Raw genomic sequence first — 15,513 nt, 5'->3', positions numbered from 1 at the left:
AGTGGAGCCGATCAGCTCAAAAAATGCGATCGGTTCCACTAGATTCAATTAGCTAAACAATCTTTATTTCTCAGTTGGTGTTTGAATTTCTGTTTTCAATTTCTTCGTCAACTCGCGAAGCTCTTCGGTTTGCTTCACATAATCCTTCAACAATTCAGGCAAAAGGCTTTTAATCGCCGCAGTATCATCTGCTTCCACCGCTTCTGTTAATTTCTGCTGACGTTTGAAAGCTTCGGACGGCTCCGCTTTCATTATATCACCAGCTACTGCGCCCTCATATGGGATTGCTTGGGTAACCAGCTGTTTGATCATGATATCTTTGGCAGGCGGCGTAATAACACCATCTGTCGCGATTTCAGCAGAGGCGGCGGTAACGGAAGCTGATAGCCCTTCCAATTGAAGCGCTTCGTCTTCAGTCAGGACTTTCGCATCCGTTTTACCAGTCGCAGTATCTTTCTTAATGATCACTTTTTTGGAAAAAGTAGGCTTTGGAAATTCATTTTCTACCTGTTTGCGATCTTCCAGCGCCTTCTTCCAGTCGGATAAGGTTTCTGGGGCATAGGTACTGGCAAGCAGCTTCCAGTAGTTTCGCTCATGCGATGGCTGCATCAGTAAACCTGAGCTAGCGCTAGTTGCACGGAACATCATGACTGGTTTGCTGCCTTCAGGTTGTGAGATTTGGACGGCTTGGGCCGATTTCTTGTCTTTGGTCGTGTCTGCTGCGGATGCACTTACGGCTCCGAATGCGATAGTTGCGATTACGGCTAGCAAACTAGTTTGAGCTGCACGTTTTTTCCATTGTGTTTTCATTTTAGAAAACTCCTCTCGGTATATGTAACTTGTAGGGGATGTTAGGCATTTCCCTTACACCCTTACTGTACCGAAAGATTATGGACATCCTATCGTAACATTGTGGGAAATTATGTGTAGAAACTTGTGGATTGCGATAAACTGTTAAGACGGAGTATCAACATTTTGCTAGGAGGATTAGGATGAAAGAAATTGAACTGGGTCCGGAAGAGCGATTCACAGATTTACCTGCAGAAGTTGAGGTTGAAAGTCAAAAGTACTGGATTTTGAAAAACGACGAACTGGGTAGCTACCGTTTAGTGTCGCGCAAATGTCCGCATGCTGGAGGTTTGGTAGAAGAGGAAAGCGGGGAGCTGGTATGTCCCTTGCATGATTGGGAATTCGATTCTCATAGTGGCGTATGTCTGAACGTGCCTTCAAAAAGTCTAACCGCGTATACCATTATTGTAAAAGATGGGCTGCTCGTCGCCCAAATGTAATGCTTTTTATTGTTCCCAGAGGAACTTCAGAATGCGATGAAGGATGTAAAAAAGGCCGAAACAAATTGCCAGAGAATGTTTGCCAGTTACGTAAAGGGCAATAATGGCAACTGCGAAAATAACGAGTTCGATGATAAATTGGAGAGGCTGAAGGGCGGTTATTGATGCTTTCGGTGAAACGAACATGCCCCATAGGATGGCTGCAAGAAGTGGAGTGCCAATGCCCAGAATACCTTTGAGCAGCCACCCGTTGCTGACGTGAAATCCCCAATAACAAAGGGAAGCAAGGATGCAAAGTTCTAACAGAAAACGTAAGCCCAAATTGGCGGCTTTCATCATGATCATCATGATAACAACACTCCCTTTCACAAATAAACTAATATTATAATCATATATTAACTAATGGTATTAGCTTATGCGATCTTTTTTTCTGTTTAAAAAAAAGGTTGGAACGTCGATCCGTTATTCCGTTGTATTTACCTTCGGATAGCGCTAATTTCATTGAATAACGCCTTCACGTTCCGCAAACTCAATTTTTAGCGCATTTCATCCATATTAGCGGATTGTCGTTCCGTTAAGACAAACGCTACGCAAAAAAAGACCTCCCCCTGAAGGGGAAAGTCCTCATGGATACTTCAGATGTATATCCCATCTCATTTGATTTGTTTGTTACATATTCAAATTCAGCTTACGTGTGTTGAGCATGCCATCCAGACCCGTTGGATCTTGACTCACTTTATATTGGACGAAAGCTTCCGCAGCCTCCGATGTTCGAATGCGCAATGGCTTCGGATGCAGTTCCGTGACTAATTTAACCATCACCTCTGCAACAGATTCAGATGTTTGCGGCACCGAATTTCGCTTGGCGAAGGTGTCCAAATACTCTGTGATCATCGGCTTATATTCATCCTCTAGGATGCCGCCTGTTTTTTGAACGTGACCGAGGACGGTGCTGTTAAAATTAGTTGCAATCGCTCCTGGCTCAAGCAGTGTGACATCAATATTGAACATAGGCTTGTAGTAGGTAGCCATACTTTCTAACAAACCCTCAACAGCAAATTTAGCAGCGCAATAAATCTCATTAAAGGGTTGACCGACTAAGCCGCCAACACTCGTTGTCGCCACCAGATGCCCAGCATCTGACTTGCGAAGAAGCGGAAGCCCAGCTCGAATCGTATGCATAACCCCATACACATTCGTATCAAAAACGTTATGAATCTCCTCCATAGTCGCTTGCCCCAAGGCTCTCAAAAATCCAAAGCCTGCGTTGCAGAACAAAACGTCAAGGTGACCGTGGTTCTTTTCGATAACGGTAAATGCCTGTTCCATTGATTCAGGGCTGGTGACTTCCATTTCGATAAAATGGAGATTAGCCTGATGGCCGTACTGCTCTTGATCACGTTCCACATTGCGTGTACCAGCGTAAACCGTCCAACCCATCTCTGAAAATTTCAATGCAGTCGCTAATCCTATGCCGGATGAAGCTCCAGTAATCGCCATAATTTTATTCACTCAAAACACTCCTTGTGTGTTTAATCGTTGAACTGTTCACAAACTAAACAATACAAGGATTAAACAAATTAGTCAAGACTGAAAATTAAAAATTCCCAACAGGACGTTGGGATTAGAGAGGTAATTTTTCTAAGAGTTGTTTGAGTGAAGCTAATTCTTCCTTGGAATAAGGGGTGAATAGCTGTTCAATTTTGTTATTATACGCAGCTAAAATGTTAATGATCAGTTCATTTCCTTTATCCGTCATTTGAACGAGCTGACTTCTGCGACTAGTGGGATGCGGCTTGCGGACGACCAAGCCCTGCAATTCCAATTTATCTAACAGTTGAGTGATAGCTCCTCTAGTTAGCCCGAATTCATTAGAGATATCCACAGCTATGCATTCAGGGTGTTTGCGCAGAAACTCCAAGACATACATCATAATCGGTGTAATGTGAAAGTGAGGCAGCACCTGCATCAAATAGGAGGAGATGACATTTTTAATTTCGCGAAATTTGGTCGTAATCAATTCTTGGTCATTTTCCATAAGAAGCCGCCCTTTTTTTGTATAGTTTCTATACATTATAACAAAAAAGTGACCCACAGCAACGGGCCGCGGGTCTAAGTATATTTTAAAGGGGGGTCGAACTTTATTATAGGCTTACTTTATTAAAACTAGATGAATCTAAGGTTTCATTTTCATTACATTTTTGCTAATGGTAAAATAGAGCTAATGAACACATCTAAGAATAGTGTTGCTAGAGCGGAGGAACTTTGTTTTGAAACATAAAGTTTAAGGAGACCGAGTATAACTTGTTTGCTCTGCTCTTGCAGCATGCAGGCAAAGTTATGACCCATGAGCAGCTGCTGAGCGACATCTGGGGAAGTGAATACTGCGATGAAGTTGAATATCTGCGGGTCACGATAGCGAGAATTCGCCAAAAGATCAAGAACCTTGCAGAGGGGCAGGAGACTGTGGAGATTATTGTAACCTACCCTGGCGTGGGTACATGGCGAAGCATGGGTGAGTGTGTGAAATGAAATGCATACAAGCGGCCGTGAGATAAGCAACTCCCCATAGTAAGATCCAATAGAAAAGGCTCCTTGACCGTATATCGGGTAAGGGGCATTGGTTTCTCATCACATGCAAAATAAGCTGAGAGAGCTGAAATAGACTTTTCACCGTCGGATAAGTAGCAAAATGTTGCTGAGAGCTCGAAAAGGACTTCTCGAAGTCAGAAGGATGCTTGTTAACCGACGAAAGTATGCTGAGAGAGCCGAAATGGACTTCTCACCGTCGGAAAAGTAGCAAAGTGTTGCTGAGAAGTCCGAAAAGGACGTCTCAGATCCAAAAGGATGCTTGTTAAACATAAATGAATGCTGAGAGAGCCGAAATGGACTTCTCATCGCCTGAAAAGTTACACGTCAGCGGCTGAAACGATGTTTTATATCGCTAAAGTAGGAGTTTTGCGTTAAGAGGACACTTTAGTGATGTAAATCATCATTAAATAGTGTCTGAAGTCCATCATTTTGATGATAAAGCCGCTGAGACGATGATTTTCATCACTAACGTTTATTTCTGGCTGCCATGAGACTTTTTAACGATGAAAAACCACCTTACCGGCTAAGCAGCTGCACATCCAGAGTCCAATCTGGAATCTCGAAGTAGTGGACTGAACCAGACTCCAAGTCAACAACGGTCATGCCGTTCCAACCGCTATCGGCATAAGTAACGCTGCCTGGCGTACCGACCGTCTGCGCTGGCGGCGACCATTTGGTGCATACGGGACAGAGGGATTTCAGGGCATTACAATCGAATAAAAATTCCATGCTGCACATTACAAAATCGTAAAAATTTGATATCCTCACTCGAAAAGCAATACAAAAAACGGCCTTGCAGCCGTAAAAGATTTGAGTATGAGCTCAGATCTTCTACGGACTGTAAGGCCGTTGTTCACTACTGTGGGAAAGTGCTAGCATTGACACGTATAAAAGGTAAAATTCAAAGTTTTAAACGCTAAGATCTGTAGGACTATTACTTTTAACCACGCTATGTGAAGAGGATCCCGTAAGTCTTTGCGGGGGGAATACTTGGCGAACAGGTGCAATGATAAGTGCTGCAACCACAGCTTTGATGGCATCACCAATTAAGAATGGATAGCACGCTGCAGCCATGGCTTTGGCGAATGTATAAGCAGGTACTTTGTACATTAACCAAGGAACTCCGGCCAGATACAGAATGAGAGAGCCGAATACTTCAAGGACCAAGAAGGCGGCGATGTAACCCATGATGCCATTCACGCGAATACGAGGTAAAATAAGACCGATAAGCATAGCGGAAATAGGCCAAATCATAATGAAGCCTCCGGTAGGTCCGAGGACGACACCTAAACCTCCATTCCCGTGAAGCAGGGGAAAGCCGATGGCAGTGAGGACGACAACGAGTGCCATACTAAGGAATCCATAACGAGCTCCCAGAAGTCCGCCAGCTAGCATAACCGCCAGTGTTTGTAACGTAATAGGCACGGGTGTCAAAGGAAGAGAAATTTTCGCAAAGCTGAATAAAACGAGAATAGCGGCAAATAGTGCACTAAAAACAACGCCGCGAAGAGTGAGTTTCATATTGTTCATCGCTCCTGGTTCTGTTATTGTAAAATATATTGTCAACCAAATTAATTGACATTGGTTAACAATACAGATGATAGCACATCTTTTGTGAAAGTGAAAGGAACATTTTATATATGATAAACAGAGAGATTTTAGCTTCTTTGGAGAAAGCCTCCGTCATCTATCGAACAGAATCGGGAGAAGGAAGGCAAGTGTGGTCCGATGTCTCCATGGATATTCGTCAGGGTGAGTGGATTGTCGTCATAGGACCCAATGGCAGCGGCAAAAGCACACTAGCCAGCGTATTACTTGGTTTAAGTCCGCTCTCCGGTGGGCAGTTCGTGCATAATGAAGACCAGCATTGGTTAACTCGAGGTGTGCTGCAAATACCGGATGCCCAGTTTGTTGGAGATACAGTTCAGGAAGAGCTAGACTACCTGCTGAATGGGCAGTATTTAAGCACAGAAGCGCGTAAAGAGTGGTACCTTGAAACTTTATCTGCCGTTGGATTGACGATCCCGATAGAGCGGATGCTTAACACGTTATCCGGTGGGCAAAAGCAGCTGGTGAATCTAGCAGCAGCACTTGCTGCTCATCCAGCGATCCTTGTTTTAGATGAGCCAACTGCAATGCTGGACCCTGCGGCAAGGAAGGAAGTGCGCCAAGCGGTAAGTCAAGCGCATAAACAGGGGACGACGATTGTGTGGATTACCCATCGTTTGGAAGAGTTGGCGGAAGCTACGCGTGTCGTTGGTTTTGGAGAGGGACGGATTACCTTTGATGGGGAGCCGAGAGTGTTTTTTTATGGGGAAGGGGGAGAGTTCCCTGTCATGACACCTTGTATGGAGTTGGGGTTTGATCCGCCTTTTGTGGTTAAGACAGCCATTGGTCTACTGCAGCGAGGTTGTCAGCTAGACCTCCTCCCGATAGATATGGAAGAGCTGGCTAAGGCGGTGTCGTCCTTATGCCCATAGCTCTGAGGGATATTCGAGTAGATGCTCCGGATGACGCTAACAATCAACTGCTGAAGGATATTAACTTTACTTTGTCGGATGGATCGATAACCTTGTTGATTGGTCATACGGGTTCTGGAAAATCAACATTGCTGCAGGTCATGGCCGGAATTCTGGAACCAACCTTAGGAACGATTACCCTTGAAGAGCAGCCATTGTGGCACAAGCGGAAAGTTGACCAAGCCCATCTCCTGCGTCTAGGTATAATATTTCAATTCCCCGAGCAGCAGCTGTTCGCGCGCAATGTACGCCAAGAATTCGCGTACTCCTTGCGCCCTTACAGGCTCGGGGCGGACGAACGCGAGCGCCGCATTCGCGACGCTTGCGCAGACCTGGATCCACGTGGCGTCATCGCCATGGATCGCTCGCCTTTCTCGCTGAGCGGCGGCGAGCAGCGCCGGCTCGCGCTGGCCACAACCTTCGCCACTGCGCCGGATTGGCTCCTCATGGATGAGCCAACTGCCGGCTTAGAGGCGGCAGCCGTCCGCGAATTGCTATGCATCATTCGCGTACGCGAGCGTGGCGGCTTCGTCATCGCCACGCACGACCTGGACACGTTCTTTCCGCTAGCGGACCGTGTCCTTGTTCTAGACCGCGGCGCGCTCGTCTTCGACGGCTCGCCGGAAGAGCTTTGCCGCGCGCCGGAGGTGCTGACGCGCGCGGGGGTCGGCCTCCCGAGCTGCGTGGAGGCCGCTATAGAGCTGGCGCGCTATGGCATAGCCATCGCGCCGGACCGGCTCACGCCGGCGCTTGCCGCGCCGGCGATCGCAGAGGCGCTGCGCGAACGCGGCAGCGCCAGCACAAGCCCGGCGCCGCAAGCGGCAGCGCCGGGCCCGCAGGCCGCGCGCGAAGCTGGCGTGGCAGCGAAGCCGCCGCAGGCCGCGTGGCTGCGGGTCGACCCGCGCGCGAAGTGGCTGCTCTACCTGCTGCTCGTCATCGGGACGATGCAGCAGCAGCAGTGGAGCGGCCTCGCGGTAGCCATGCTGCTCCTCAGCCTCGCGTTTCTCGGCCTCCCGCGCTCCGTCCTTCGCGGCAGCATGAAGATCGCCCTGCCATTCCTGATCTTCATGTTCATTTCGATCCTTCTGGCCGGGCTGGACTGGTCAACTGCCGAAGGACAGTTTCCGCTTGGTTTCTCGGCGGAGCGCGGCTGGAGCACGGCACTCACGTTAACACGTTTGTTTCTCGTCCTCATGGCAGGCTATTGGCTAGCCGTCACGACGCCTTATGGTCAGCTAGTGCAAGGGTTCAATTGGGCCTTGAAGTATTTCCACAAAGTGAAGCTCCCGGTTGAATCGTTTTCTTTGGCCGTCTCCTTGATTTTCCGCTTCATTCCGCTCATCCTGCGGGAGTGGCAGCGGTTCTCAGCCATCGTAAGAGCCAGAGGCAAAGCTTCCATCCGCCCAGGTGCTGTTCGCTCGCGTGATATCCCGGCGCTGGTCGTCCCCTTGCTGCTCGCTATGTTTCATAAGGCAGAGCAAATGACCATTGCGATGGAACTGAAAAAAATCGACAGCAAACAGCTGCTGCTAAAGAAAAACACTTTACAGTGGCGAGGTATGGACACCATAATCGTTGCCGCGGGCATTCTTTGTTTTTCATTACTACTGTACATGCAATCATAAATTCCGGGGGCTGTCCCAAATGTAGATAAATCTACTTGGGACAGCCCCTTAAGTCCTATAGCTTTTCAGGGACATTCGAATCAAGAAAGGCTACTTGCAATCAAAATAGTACAGGCAAAGAAGATAATTTTTTCTATTTTACTCTCCACATAATTGTACTCTCTATTTATTTCTTTTTTTAGCCGCATGGCATCAAGGTGCATAGTTTATTTACTTCACGAATATTTCAATATTGAGCATCGAATTTCCCGCTAATGGGCAGGGCAATTCTATAGTCCATACAACACCCTTTAATTACCAAAAATGTAACTACTAAAAATCAAGTGATTTTGGGAAAAGGGGAGATTATCGTGAAGAAACAAGGACTTATTTTTATCATGATATTTGTAATGCTCGCGACGTCAGCTTGTAAAACGTCAAAAGTCGTTTTAGACACGCCAAATCCATCAGAACAGCCTCCTACAACTATACAAGAGTTCACGCCCACACCCACGCCCACGCCATCGCCCTCAGATTCACCAATCGCTGTTTCGCCCACACCTGCAGCGAGTCAAGCACCTGCATTTGATCCCCCAGTACACTTCAATTATCCAGATGCTGTGCGTGGCATTTATGTAACAGGTTGGTCAGCTGGTGGTGATCGTATGCTTAAACTTCTATCACTTCTTGATAACACCGAACTAAATGCAATGGTAATAGATATAAAGGATGATGATGGATATATCACATTTAGGCCAGAGGGAATATTTGCAGAATTTGGCCAGCCTTATATAAAAAATCCACAAGCGCTCATGAAAATTCTTGAACAGCATAAAATCTACCCTATTGCTCGTATTGTTTCCTTTAAAGACACGGTTTTGGCAAAAAAACGTCCAGATCTTTCTTACATAGATGGCGACAGTATATGGCGCAATGCTAATAGAGACGGGTTTATCAACCCATTTCTTAAAGAAACATGGGATCATAATGTAGAGATAGCCAAATTAGCTGCAGAACTTGGGTTTAGAGAAATACAATTTGATTATGTTCGATTCCCAGAAGGCTTCGAAAGCAGAGACAAAATTCTTAAGTATTCAATGGGTGATTACACGGATAAAAAACCAACTAAATTTGTACAAGAAGAAAAAGACTATGCTGAAGCCTCTAAGAAATATCAAGACGATTTGTCTTCTTTACAGATAAAGTTGACAGATGCTACGGATACTTATAATTCAGTGAAAACCGAATCAAATAAAAAAGCAATGGACGATGCCCAAAAGAGTGTGTCTGACTTAAAAAAAGAAGTACCCCAAGCACCGGATTTTAGCGATAAAGCGCGTTTGACACAGCTTCGTGTTGATGCTATCAGCGACTTTGTCGCATATGCCAAAGAACAACTAAAACCGTATAATGTAAATGTCTCTGTTGATATCTTCGGATATACAGCTACATTGCCTGAAGCTCCAGGTATCGGTCAGAACTTTAACCGCATTTCTAGCTCCGTAGATGTTATTTCGGCTATGATTTATCCAAGTCATTGGTCCAATGGTTATTTCGGAATCTCAAAACCAGATAAAGAGCCATATAAACTTGTTACCGAATATATGAAAGCCGAAAAAGGGAAGTTTGCACAACTCCAAACTCCACCGCTATCACGTCCTTGGATTCAAGACTTTACAGCAAGCTGGTTAGGTTCCGGCAATTACATTAAATATGGTAAAGTTGAGGTAGAAGCACAAATTAAAGCTTTAAAAGATGCTGGTGTTAATGAATACCTAATCTGGAATGCTAACAATTCATACTCTGAAGGTGTAACATATATACCATAGATGACCAACGAGTATTCTCTGAACTATTCATCCACGATAACAGGCTACCGAATTTATCGGTAGCCTGTTCAACTAACACGTCATCTTGAGACCAACCGCCCCGTATACTATACTTAAATAAAGAACAGGGACGGCGGTGACGACAATGGACACAGCGTACACAATTTACGAGCAGCAGATGTTGAAAAAGCTGAAACGCTGGGAAATCCGGCAGCAGAGGACACCTAACCTGATGGAGAGAGCATCCAAATCCGTTCAAACCAGCATCAATAATTTGATCCCAGATAAGGTTCATAAGACGATAACCGCGACCGTCAAAGGGATCGTGCAAACGACCCTATTCGGTATGAATTACATCCCCAAAACCGGCCCGTTATACGGTGCCTCCTTAGCAGATAGCGATGCCAAAGCTGAGGAGTTACTATCCCTTTATAAAAAGATTGCCGCAGCAGAAGGAGCTGGTACGGGAGCAGGGGGGATCCTGCTAGGTCTGGCAGATTTCCCGATTCTGATCGGCATTAAATTGAAATTCCTATTTGAACTGGCGCATGCGTACGGCTACTCGACCAAAGATTATAGGGAGCGGTTGTTCATTCTCTATGTGTTTCAGCTAGCCTTTTCCAGTCCGAATAAAAAGCCGGATCTTCTTCATACCATTAAGAATTGGCACACCATTTCTCATTCCTTTCCACCAGCTGAGGATTATATGAATCAAGTGGATTGGCAGCAGCTGCAGCAGGAATACCGGGATACGATTGATTTTCGTAAAATGCTTCAGCTTGTCCCCGGCATCGGGGCAGTGGTGGGCGCTTGGGCGAACTTTGGTTTGCTGGAGGAGCTCGGTGTGGCAGGAATGAACTGTTTTCGATTACGCCGATTACATGATAAAACAGAGAACGAGGGCTTTGTTTCCAAATAAAACTTTTATTATTCAATAATTGGTCAAATTCATAGTGATTTCTGATGAGAAATAGCATATGATAGAAGAAAGAGTCGTCAAACGGCTCTTCTTATAAAAGTATGTGATATTTTTCACAAATATATGTGATTTATTTCACAAAACTTCGGAGGAGAGGATTTCAATGAGCAAACCGAAAGTGGTTATTCTTGGCGCAGGTTACGGTGGTCTGGTCACAGCTATTAGGCTTCAGAAGCAGATGAAAGCAAGTGAGATGGATGTGACCTTGGTGAACAAACATGACTATCACTACATCACGACGCATCTGCATATGCCGGCTGCCGGTACCGATCATCACGATAATGCCCGTGTGGCGATTGCGGATTTGATTGATGAGCATAAGATTCATTTTGTGAAATCAACGGTAAGTCAAATTTTGCCTGAGGAAAAGAAGGTTGTGCTCGGCGATAGAGACCTCTCCTACGATTATTTGGTTATTGGGCTGGGGAGTGAGACCGAGACATTCGGTATTCCTGGGATGAATGAATATGCGATGTCGATTAAGAGCATTAATAGCGTTCGCTTTATTCGCCAGCATATTGAATATATGTTTGCCAAGTCAAAAATGGAGCCAAAGAGAGAAGATTACCTCACCTTTGTGGTTGGGGGCGCAGGCTTCACTGGAACAGAGTTTGTAGGGGAATTGGCGGATCGGATCCCTGTGCTGAGCAGGACATATGACGTTGACCCGTCTACTGTGCAAATCATAAATATCGAAGCCTCTCCATCGGCGCTGCCTCCCGGTCTGCCTGAAGATCTTGTCGAATACGGCATGGAAGTCATGCGCCGTAAAGGTGTCCATTATAAACTATCCACACCCATTAAGGAGTGCACGCCGGATGGCGTTATTTTGGGCAATGGGGAGTTCATTCGTGCAGGCACCGTTGTTTGGTCGGGAGGCATTCGCGGGAATTCCTTGTTACAGCAAGCAGGATTCGATGTGCAGCGGGGAAGAGTCAAGGTGGACGAGTGCTTGCGCTCCTACCAGTATCCGGATGTATTCATTACAGGTGATTGCTCCATTGTGATGAGCCCTGAGGGGACGCCTTATCCGGCGAATGCCCAGATTGCCGTTCAGCAAGGCTACAACGTAGCAAGAAATCTCCTTTATGCCGTTCGCGGCCGCGACCTTAAGCCCTTCGCCTACGATTTCAAAGGGACCGTGGCTTCCTTGGGCAGAGGAGAGGCAGTTGGCCTGCTCAAAGTGAAGAAAGTTAAAGGGAAGTTTGCCGCTCTCCTGAAAAAAGTCATCGATGCTCGCTATTTATACCTCATTGGCGGCATCCCGCTCATCTGGAAAAAAATGATTTTCAAACAAAAAACAACAGCCCGCAATTATCACGTACCGAATTGAATAAGAAGCAAAAACTGGATTGAGAAGATCAGAAAATAAACTGATTTTCTCTCCAGTTTTTTGCTTAACGTGAGGGAGTATGTCCAAGCTTACTCGCTTTTTGTATCGTTACCTATCGATTTTGCGGAGCTGGGTGAGATTGTGGAGGCATACAAGTTGTACAGCGTACAACAATTTCCTTGATTTCTTCTGGTTAAGCTAAGAGATGTTGTAACGCTGTACATCAATTTAGCCTTTTTATAGTAAGGGTGGGGTAAGCCATTTATTTTTGTAATGTATTTTGGTCATGTATTTGTAGTCAGCGATTCTTTTGCAGTCCGAGCATCTCTTGCAGTCAAAGCTTCTTCTGAGTTCGTCATAGATTCTTTTGCAGCCAATGCCTCTTCCCTATTCGTCAGCACTTCTTTTCTCATAAACAAGCAAGCTATGAAAGCTACGATGGCAAAAAAGATGCCTATGGCGAAAATGTGTTGGAACGCCTCTGTAAATACCATTTTGATCTGCAGCAATAAGTCTGCTGAGAGCCCCTGTGGGATGCCTCCATTTAGTATTGTCTCTGCCGTTCCTTCTGGAAATTGGTCCGATAATCCGGATAAACCTCTGGCGATATTTCTAGAAAGCAAGCTTCCGAAGATACTGAACCCTAGCGTGGTGCCAATAGCCTGTAACAACTGCACGGTTGCAACCCCGACTCCGCTGTGTTCTTGCGCAACGGACTCTTGTACGATCAGATTGTCTGAACCAAAGAGAACGCCGATCCCAAGCCCCAAAATGAAGAATCCCGCGATAATGTAGATAACTGTTGTATCAATCTGTATGCGTGATAGCAGGATATAGCTTACGATCGGGAAGATGAACGATACGATGAAAAGATTCTTGTAGGCAACCTTCGTTATGAGATTACCGCAAAGAATACTCGCGGGAATCGCTCCCGCCATGAACGCAAGCATCAAGTAACCAGACGCAGTGGGTGACATACCCATGACCGTCTGAGCGAAAAACGGGAACCCGTACATGCCTCCCATGATGCCAAGCATCGTCAGGAAAACAATGCAGGACAAAACAACGATGGATCGGTTTCTGAAGAGAACAAGCGGGATAATCGGTTCCTTGGCCTTCGACTCGATTCGGATAAAGAGCGTGGTGAATATAGCGAATAACGCCAATAAGCCGATAATAACAGGGGACGACCACGTATAGCCTTTGATGTCGATCAAGACCGGAGCCAGAAGAAGGGAGAGCATGGCAAGAACGAGTGTGAAGGCTCCTGCCCAGTCAATGGATTTTTTCTCGGTGCTGACCGTTTCACGCAAGCCTTTGGAAACGATAAAGGCAGCGATAAGTCCTATAGGAATGTTGATCAGAAAGATCCAATGCCAGCTCACATAGCTCACGAAATACCCGCCAATCGTAGGTCCGATCAGCTGTGGCAGAATCAGTAACGGACCGACAAGGCTCTGGACCTTGGCACGCTGCTCCAGCGGAAATGTATCGCCGATGATGATCATCGCTAAAGGCATGAGCCCGCCGGCTCCGATTCCTTGAACGCCTCTTCCGATTAGCAGTATGGTCATCGAATCCGCGAGTCCGCTGATGATGGATCCGACCATAAATAGAGCGACACAGCTTAAATAAATCTTCTTGCGACCATAAATATCGGCAAGCTTGCCAAAGATCGGCATGAACATCGTAATCGAGAGCATATAAATTCCTGCTACCCAACCATAGAGCGACATGCCGTGCAGATCACGAATAATGGTCGGCAGAGCCGTAGATACGACTGTTTGATCCAGCTCTGAGAATACTAGGCCTAACAGCAGACCGATTAGAACTAACGTTTTGTTGTTTCCTTGCTTTTTCATGATTACACCTCATCGTTCATTAAATTCCTCAACGCTTCTCTAAGCATAGAGCTATAAGGTGTTTCACTCATCAGGCGCAAGCTTTAAAAAGTTCTCGGTCTGGGGATGTAGTTTTTGAACGCGGGTTTAACGTAAAAAAGCCCTTTCGGGCTTTCATGGCTTGGGGCTATGTTTTAGTCTTTTCTATTCTTATACTCACGAATCAATCGTATTAAATTTCAAATTCTCGCTACCTCTAATATTCACCGCTTCTGAACTATTTAATAGGGTAAAGGATAAAGGGATGCTTGCATCACCTGCGACTATTGCGGAGAAGTTGATTGATTTACTACTAAGTGACCAATTTGCCCAAGGTATTGTCGTTGAAGAGCTTTGAAAATCCAAAATGAAAGAAGATCACGAATAGCCCGTTTCCTTTTCCTGAAAAACAAGGCTATCAGTCGATCTGGGTATCCAGGCTGGATGTTTCTTTCAAAATTTGAATGGTACGTATTCGGGTAATACCTATAATGTGAAAGTAAATGCAGCGAGGGCTGTAAATTTTCGGCATAACCGTTTTGTTTAGTGTTGCCTATGTGAGTTCTTGTTCCAGACAAAAAGGAAGATTCAAATAAATGAGAGAATTAGAAAAGCAGGTTGTACTAGAATGTTTCGGCATTACGACTCTCGGGCGTAGCTTGCTTTGCACAAGTCCATCCGTCGTTAATCGAATAAGCATAAGTAAAGCCCTTTCGAGAATCTCGAGGGCTTTACTTATGCCAAAATGGATCGTGTATTCCGAAGGATAGTTTTCATGAAATCGGAATCAACAGGAACGTTTGCAACTATTTTTATTTTACGCTTTCTTATGTCTAAACTTTTTAACTGATCCGTAAGGACGGCACCAGTGAAAGGAAGTCCCTCTGGAAGCGGTACTTCAAAAGCATATTCCTTTGTTTGGTTGGTTATTGGACAAACGAATGCAAAGCCAGTTAATTGGTTAAAATCTACTTCAGATAATACAATTGCGGGACGACGACCAGCTTGCTCTCGCCCAGCTTGCGGGTCAAAATCAAGCCAAATTAGATCCCCGCGTGTTGGGATTGTCAAATCAGCTCGTCTCCTTCAACACCAAAATCTATTTCTTCATGGCTTTGTGAATTCGCTTTGATTTTGGAGAGAAGTGTAGTTAGATGATTGCGCAGTTCCTCGTTTGTTTCTTGTGGCTTAATTACGGGCCGAAGAAGGATCTCATTATCAGCAGTCACCATAATTTGCAATTCTGCACCTTCCTCAAGGTTAAGAAGCTTCAAGAATTGATTAGGAATACGGACTGCGCTGCTGTTACCCCATTTACTAAGCGTGGCAGTTGTCATTAGAATCCATTCCTTTCCTTTATTGTTCTCCAATTATATCGCACTCCTTACAACGTGTATATACATAAGATATACATTAAACGTGCATTTGATACCACAAATAGCACCATGCCTACGGTACTATTAGCCAAATGTTCAAAAAACCACGATG

At 45.5% G+C, this 15,513-nt stretch carries 16 protein-coding genes; 7 read left to right on the top strand and 9 right to left on the bottom strand.

What is annotated here, in order from left to right; all coding sequences use genetic code 11:
- Nucleotides 1-63: 63 nt before the first annotated feature.
- Nucleotides 64-810, bottom strand: coding sequence for a hypothetical protein (locus ASG93_RS03550; protein WP_056828871.1), 747 nt, complete (start codon nt 808-810; stop codon nt 64-66).
- A gap of 182 nt (nt 811-992) precedes the next feature.
- Here ASG93_RS03550 and ASG93_RS03545 point away from each other — a divergent pair, with 182 nt between their 5' ends.
- Nucleotides 993-1,289, top strand: a complete 297-nt coding sequence (locus ASG93_RS03545) for a Rieske (2Fe-2S) protein (RefSeq protein ID WP_056828869.1) — start codon at nt 993-995, stop codon at nt 1,287-1,289.
- 6 nt (nt 1,290-1,295) lie between these two features.
- On the opposite strand, the gene ASG93_RS03540 is transcribed toward ASG93_RS03545, so the two are convergent.
- The 3 genes from ASG93_RS03540 to ASG93_RS03530 form a co-directional block, all read right to left on the bottom strand.
- Nucleotides 1,296-1,637 (bottom strand): YrdB family protein, encoded by a 342-nt coding sequence (locus ASG93_RS03540; protein ID WP_056828867.1) that lies wholly within the window; start codon nt 1,635-1,637, stop codon nt 1,296-1,298.
- 321 nt (nt 1,638-1,958) lie between these two features.
- Nucleotides 1,959-2,801 (bottom strand): SDR family oxidoreductase, encoded by an 843-nt coding sequence (locus ASG93_RS03535; protein ID WP_200984433.1) that lies wholly within the window; start codon nt 2,799-2,801, stop codon nt 1,959-1,961.
- 112 nt (nt 2,802-2,913) lie between these two features.
- Nucleotides 2,914-3,327 (bottom strand): MarR family winged helix-turn-helix transcriptional regulator, encoded by a 414-nt coding sequence (locus tag ASG93_RS03530; RefSeq protein ID WP_056828865.1) that lies wholly within the window; start codon nt 3,325-3,327, stop codon nt 2,914-2,916.
- A 239-nt stretch (nt 3,328-3,566) separates the two neighbouring features.
- Between ASG93_RS03530 and ASG93_RS03525 the strand changes: the two genes are divergently transcribed.
- Complete coding sequence (locus ASG93_RS03525; protein WP_082614673.1) at nt 3,567-3,821, top strand: winged helix-turn-helix domain-containing protein; 255 nt, start codon at nt 3,567-3,569, stop codon at nt 3,819-3,821.
- Between the two features lie 576 nt (nt 3,822-4,397).
- On the opposite strand, the gene ASG93_RS03520 is transcribed toward ASG93_RS03525, so the two are convergent.
- Both ASG93_RS03520 and ASG93_RS03515 read right to left on the bottom strand, forming a co-directional pair.
- Nucleotides 4,398-4,610 (bottom strand): hypothetical protein, encoded by a 213-nt coding sequence (locus ASG93_RS03520; protein WP_056828860.1) that lies wholly within the window; start codon nt 4,608-4,610, stop codon nt 4,398-4,400.
- A 180-nt stretch (nt 4,611-4,790) separates the two neighbouring features.
- Nucleotides 4,791-5,402 carry a biotin transporter BioY gene (locus ASG93_RS03515; RefSeq protein ID WP_056828858.1) on the bottom strand — a complete coding sequence of 204 codons (612 nt, stop codon included), beginning with the start codon at nt 5,400-5,402 and terminating at the stop codon, nt 4,791-4,793.
- A 119-nt stretch (nt 5,403-5,521) separates the two neighbouring features.
- Here ASG93_RS03515 and ASG93_RS03510 point away from each other — a divergent pair, with 119 nt between their 5' ends.
- The 5 genes from ASG93_RS03510 to ASG93_RS03490 all read left to right on the top strand — a co-directional run bounded on the left by ASG93_RS03510 (nt 5,522) and on the right by ASG93_RS03490 (nt 12,145).
- The gene (locus ASG93_RS03510; protein ID WP_056828856.1) at nt 5,522-6,361 is read left to right on the top strand and encodes an ATP-binding cassette domain-containing protein; all 840 of its coding nucleotides are present in this window, start codon (nt 5,522-5,524) and stop codon (nt 6,359-6,361) included.
- On the top strand, nt 6,352-8,025 hold the full coding sequence (locus ASG93_RS03505) for an ATP-binding cassette domain-containing protein (protein WP_056828854.1): 1,674 nt from the start codon (nt 6,352-6,354) through the stop codon (nt 8,023-8,025). The genes ASG93_RS03510 and ASG93_RS03505 overlap by 10 nt, the downstream gene beginning before the upstream one ends.
- A 350-nt stretch (nt 8,026-8,375) precedes the next feature.
- Complete coding sequence (locus ASG93_RS33795; RefSeq protein ID WP_056828852.1) at nt 8,376-9,833, top strand: putative glycoside hydrolase; 1,458 nt, start codon at nt 8,376-8,378, stop codon at nt 9,831-9,833.
- A 145-nt stretch (nt 9,834-9,978) separates the two neighbouring features.
- Nucleotides 9,979-10,752 (top strand): EcsC family protein, encoded by a 774-nt coding sequence (locus ASG93_RS03495; RefSeq protein ID WP_056828850.1) that lies wholly within the window; start codon nt 9,979-9,981, stop codon nt 10,750-10,752.
- A 163-nt stretch (nt 10,753-10,915) separates the two neighbouring features.
- Nucleotides 10,916-12,145 (top strand): NAD(P)/FAD-dependent oxidoreductase, encoded by a 1,230-nt coding sequence (locus ASG93_RS03490; RefSeq protein WP_056828848.1) that lies wholly within the window; start codon nt 10,916-10,918, stop codon nt 12,143-12,145.
- Nucleotides 12,146-12,429: 284 nt separating this feature from the next.
- On the opposite strand, the gene ASG93_RS03485 is transcribed toward ASG93_RS03490, so the two are convergent.
- The 3 genes from ASG93_RS03485 to ASG93_RS03475 all read right to left on the bottom strand — a co-directional run bounded on the left by ASG93_RS03485 (nt 12,430) and on the right by ASG93_RS03475 (nt 15,395).
- Complete coding sequence (locus ASG93_RS03485) at nt 12,430-14,007, bottom strand: MDR family MFS transporter (RefSeq protein ID WP_063891748.1); 1,578 nt, start codon at nt 14,005-14,007, stop codon at nt 12,430-12,432.
- Nucleotides 14,008-14,760: 753 nt separating this feature from the next.
- A complete protein-coding gene (locus tag ASG93_RS03480; RefSeq protein ID WP_056828847.1) occupies nt 14,761-15,096 on the bottom strand; it encodes a type II toxin-antitoxin system PemK/MazF family toxin in 336 nt (111 codons plus the stop codon).
- A complete protein-coding gene (locus ASG93_RS03475; protein ID WP_056828845.1) occupies nt 15,093-15,395 on the bottom strand; it encodes an AbrB/MazE/SpoVT family DNA-binding domain-containing protein in 303 nt (100 codons plus the stop codon). The genes ASG93_RS03480 and ASG93_RS03475 overlap by 4 nt, the downstream gene beginning before the upstream one ends.
- Nucleotides 15,396-15,513 lie beyond the last annotated feature (118 nt).

This window comes from Paenibacillus sp. Soil787 (genome assembly GCF_001429545.1).
In the GTDB taxonomy this organism is placed as follows: Bacteria; Bacillota; Bacilli; order Paenibacillales; family NBRC-103111; genus Paenibacillus_E.
Note: the sequence above shows the minus strand (reverse complement) of the source record. Positions and strands in the feature narration are given on the sequence as shown.

What these genes read in the sequence shown, in the direction of transcription:
- ASG93_RS03550 (WP_056828871.1), bottom strand. Translation starts at nt 810, where the DNA reads ATGAAAACACAATGGAAAAAACGTGCAGCTCAAACTAGTTTGCTAGCC.
- ASG93_RS03545 (WP_056828869.1), top strand. Translation starts at nt 993, where the DNA reads ATGAAAGAAATTGAACTGGGTCCGGAAGAGCGATTCACAGATTTACCT.
- ASG93_RS03485 (WP_063891748.1), bottom strand. Translation starts at nt 14,007, where the DNA reads ATGAAAAAGCAAGGAAACAACAAAACGTTAGTTCTAATCGGTCTGCTG.
- ASG93_RS03490 (WP_056828848.1), top strand. Translation starts at nt 10,916, where the DNA reads ATGAGCAAACCGAAAGTGGTTATTCTTGGCGCAGGTTACGGTGGTCTG.
- ASG93_RS03505 (WP_056828854.1), top strand. Translation starts at nt 6,352, where the DNA reads ATGCCCATAGCTCTGAGGGATATTCGAGTAGATGCTCCGGATGACGCT.
- ASG93_RS03540 (WP_056828867.1), bottom strand. Translation starts at nt 1,637, where the DNA reads ATGATGATCATGATGAAAGCCGCCAATTTGGGCTTACGTTTTCTGTTA.
- ASG93_RS03530 (WP_056828865.1), bottom strand. Translation starts at nt 3,327, where the DNA reads ATGGAAAATGACCAAGAATTGATTACGACCAAATTTCGCGAAATTAAA.
- ASG93_RS03510 (WP_056828856.1), top strand. Translation starts at nt 5,522, where the DNA reads ATGATAAACAGAGAGATTTTAGCTTCTTTGGAGAAAGCCTCCGTCATC.
- ASG93_RS03520 (WP_056828860.1), bottom strand. Translation starts at nt 4,610, where the DNA reads ATGGAATTTTTATTCGATTGTAATGCCCTGAAATCCCTCTGTCCCGTA.
- ASG93_RS03515 (WP_056828858.1), bottom strand. Translation starts at nt 5,402, where the DNA reads ATGAAACTCACTCTTCGCGGCGTTGTTTTTAGTGCACTATTTGCCGCT.
- ASG93_RS03495 (WP_056828850.1), top strand. Translation starts at nt 9,979, where the DNA reads ATGGACACAGCGTACACAATTTACGAGCAGCAGATGTTGAAAAAGCTG.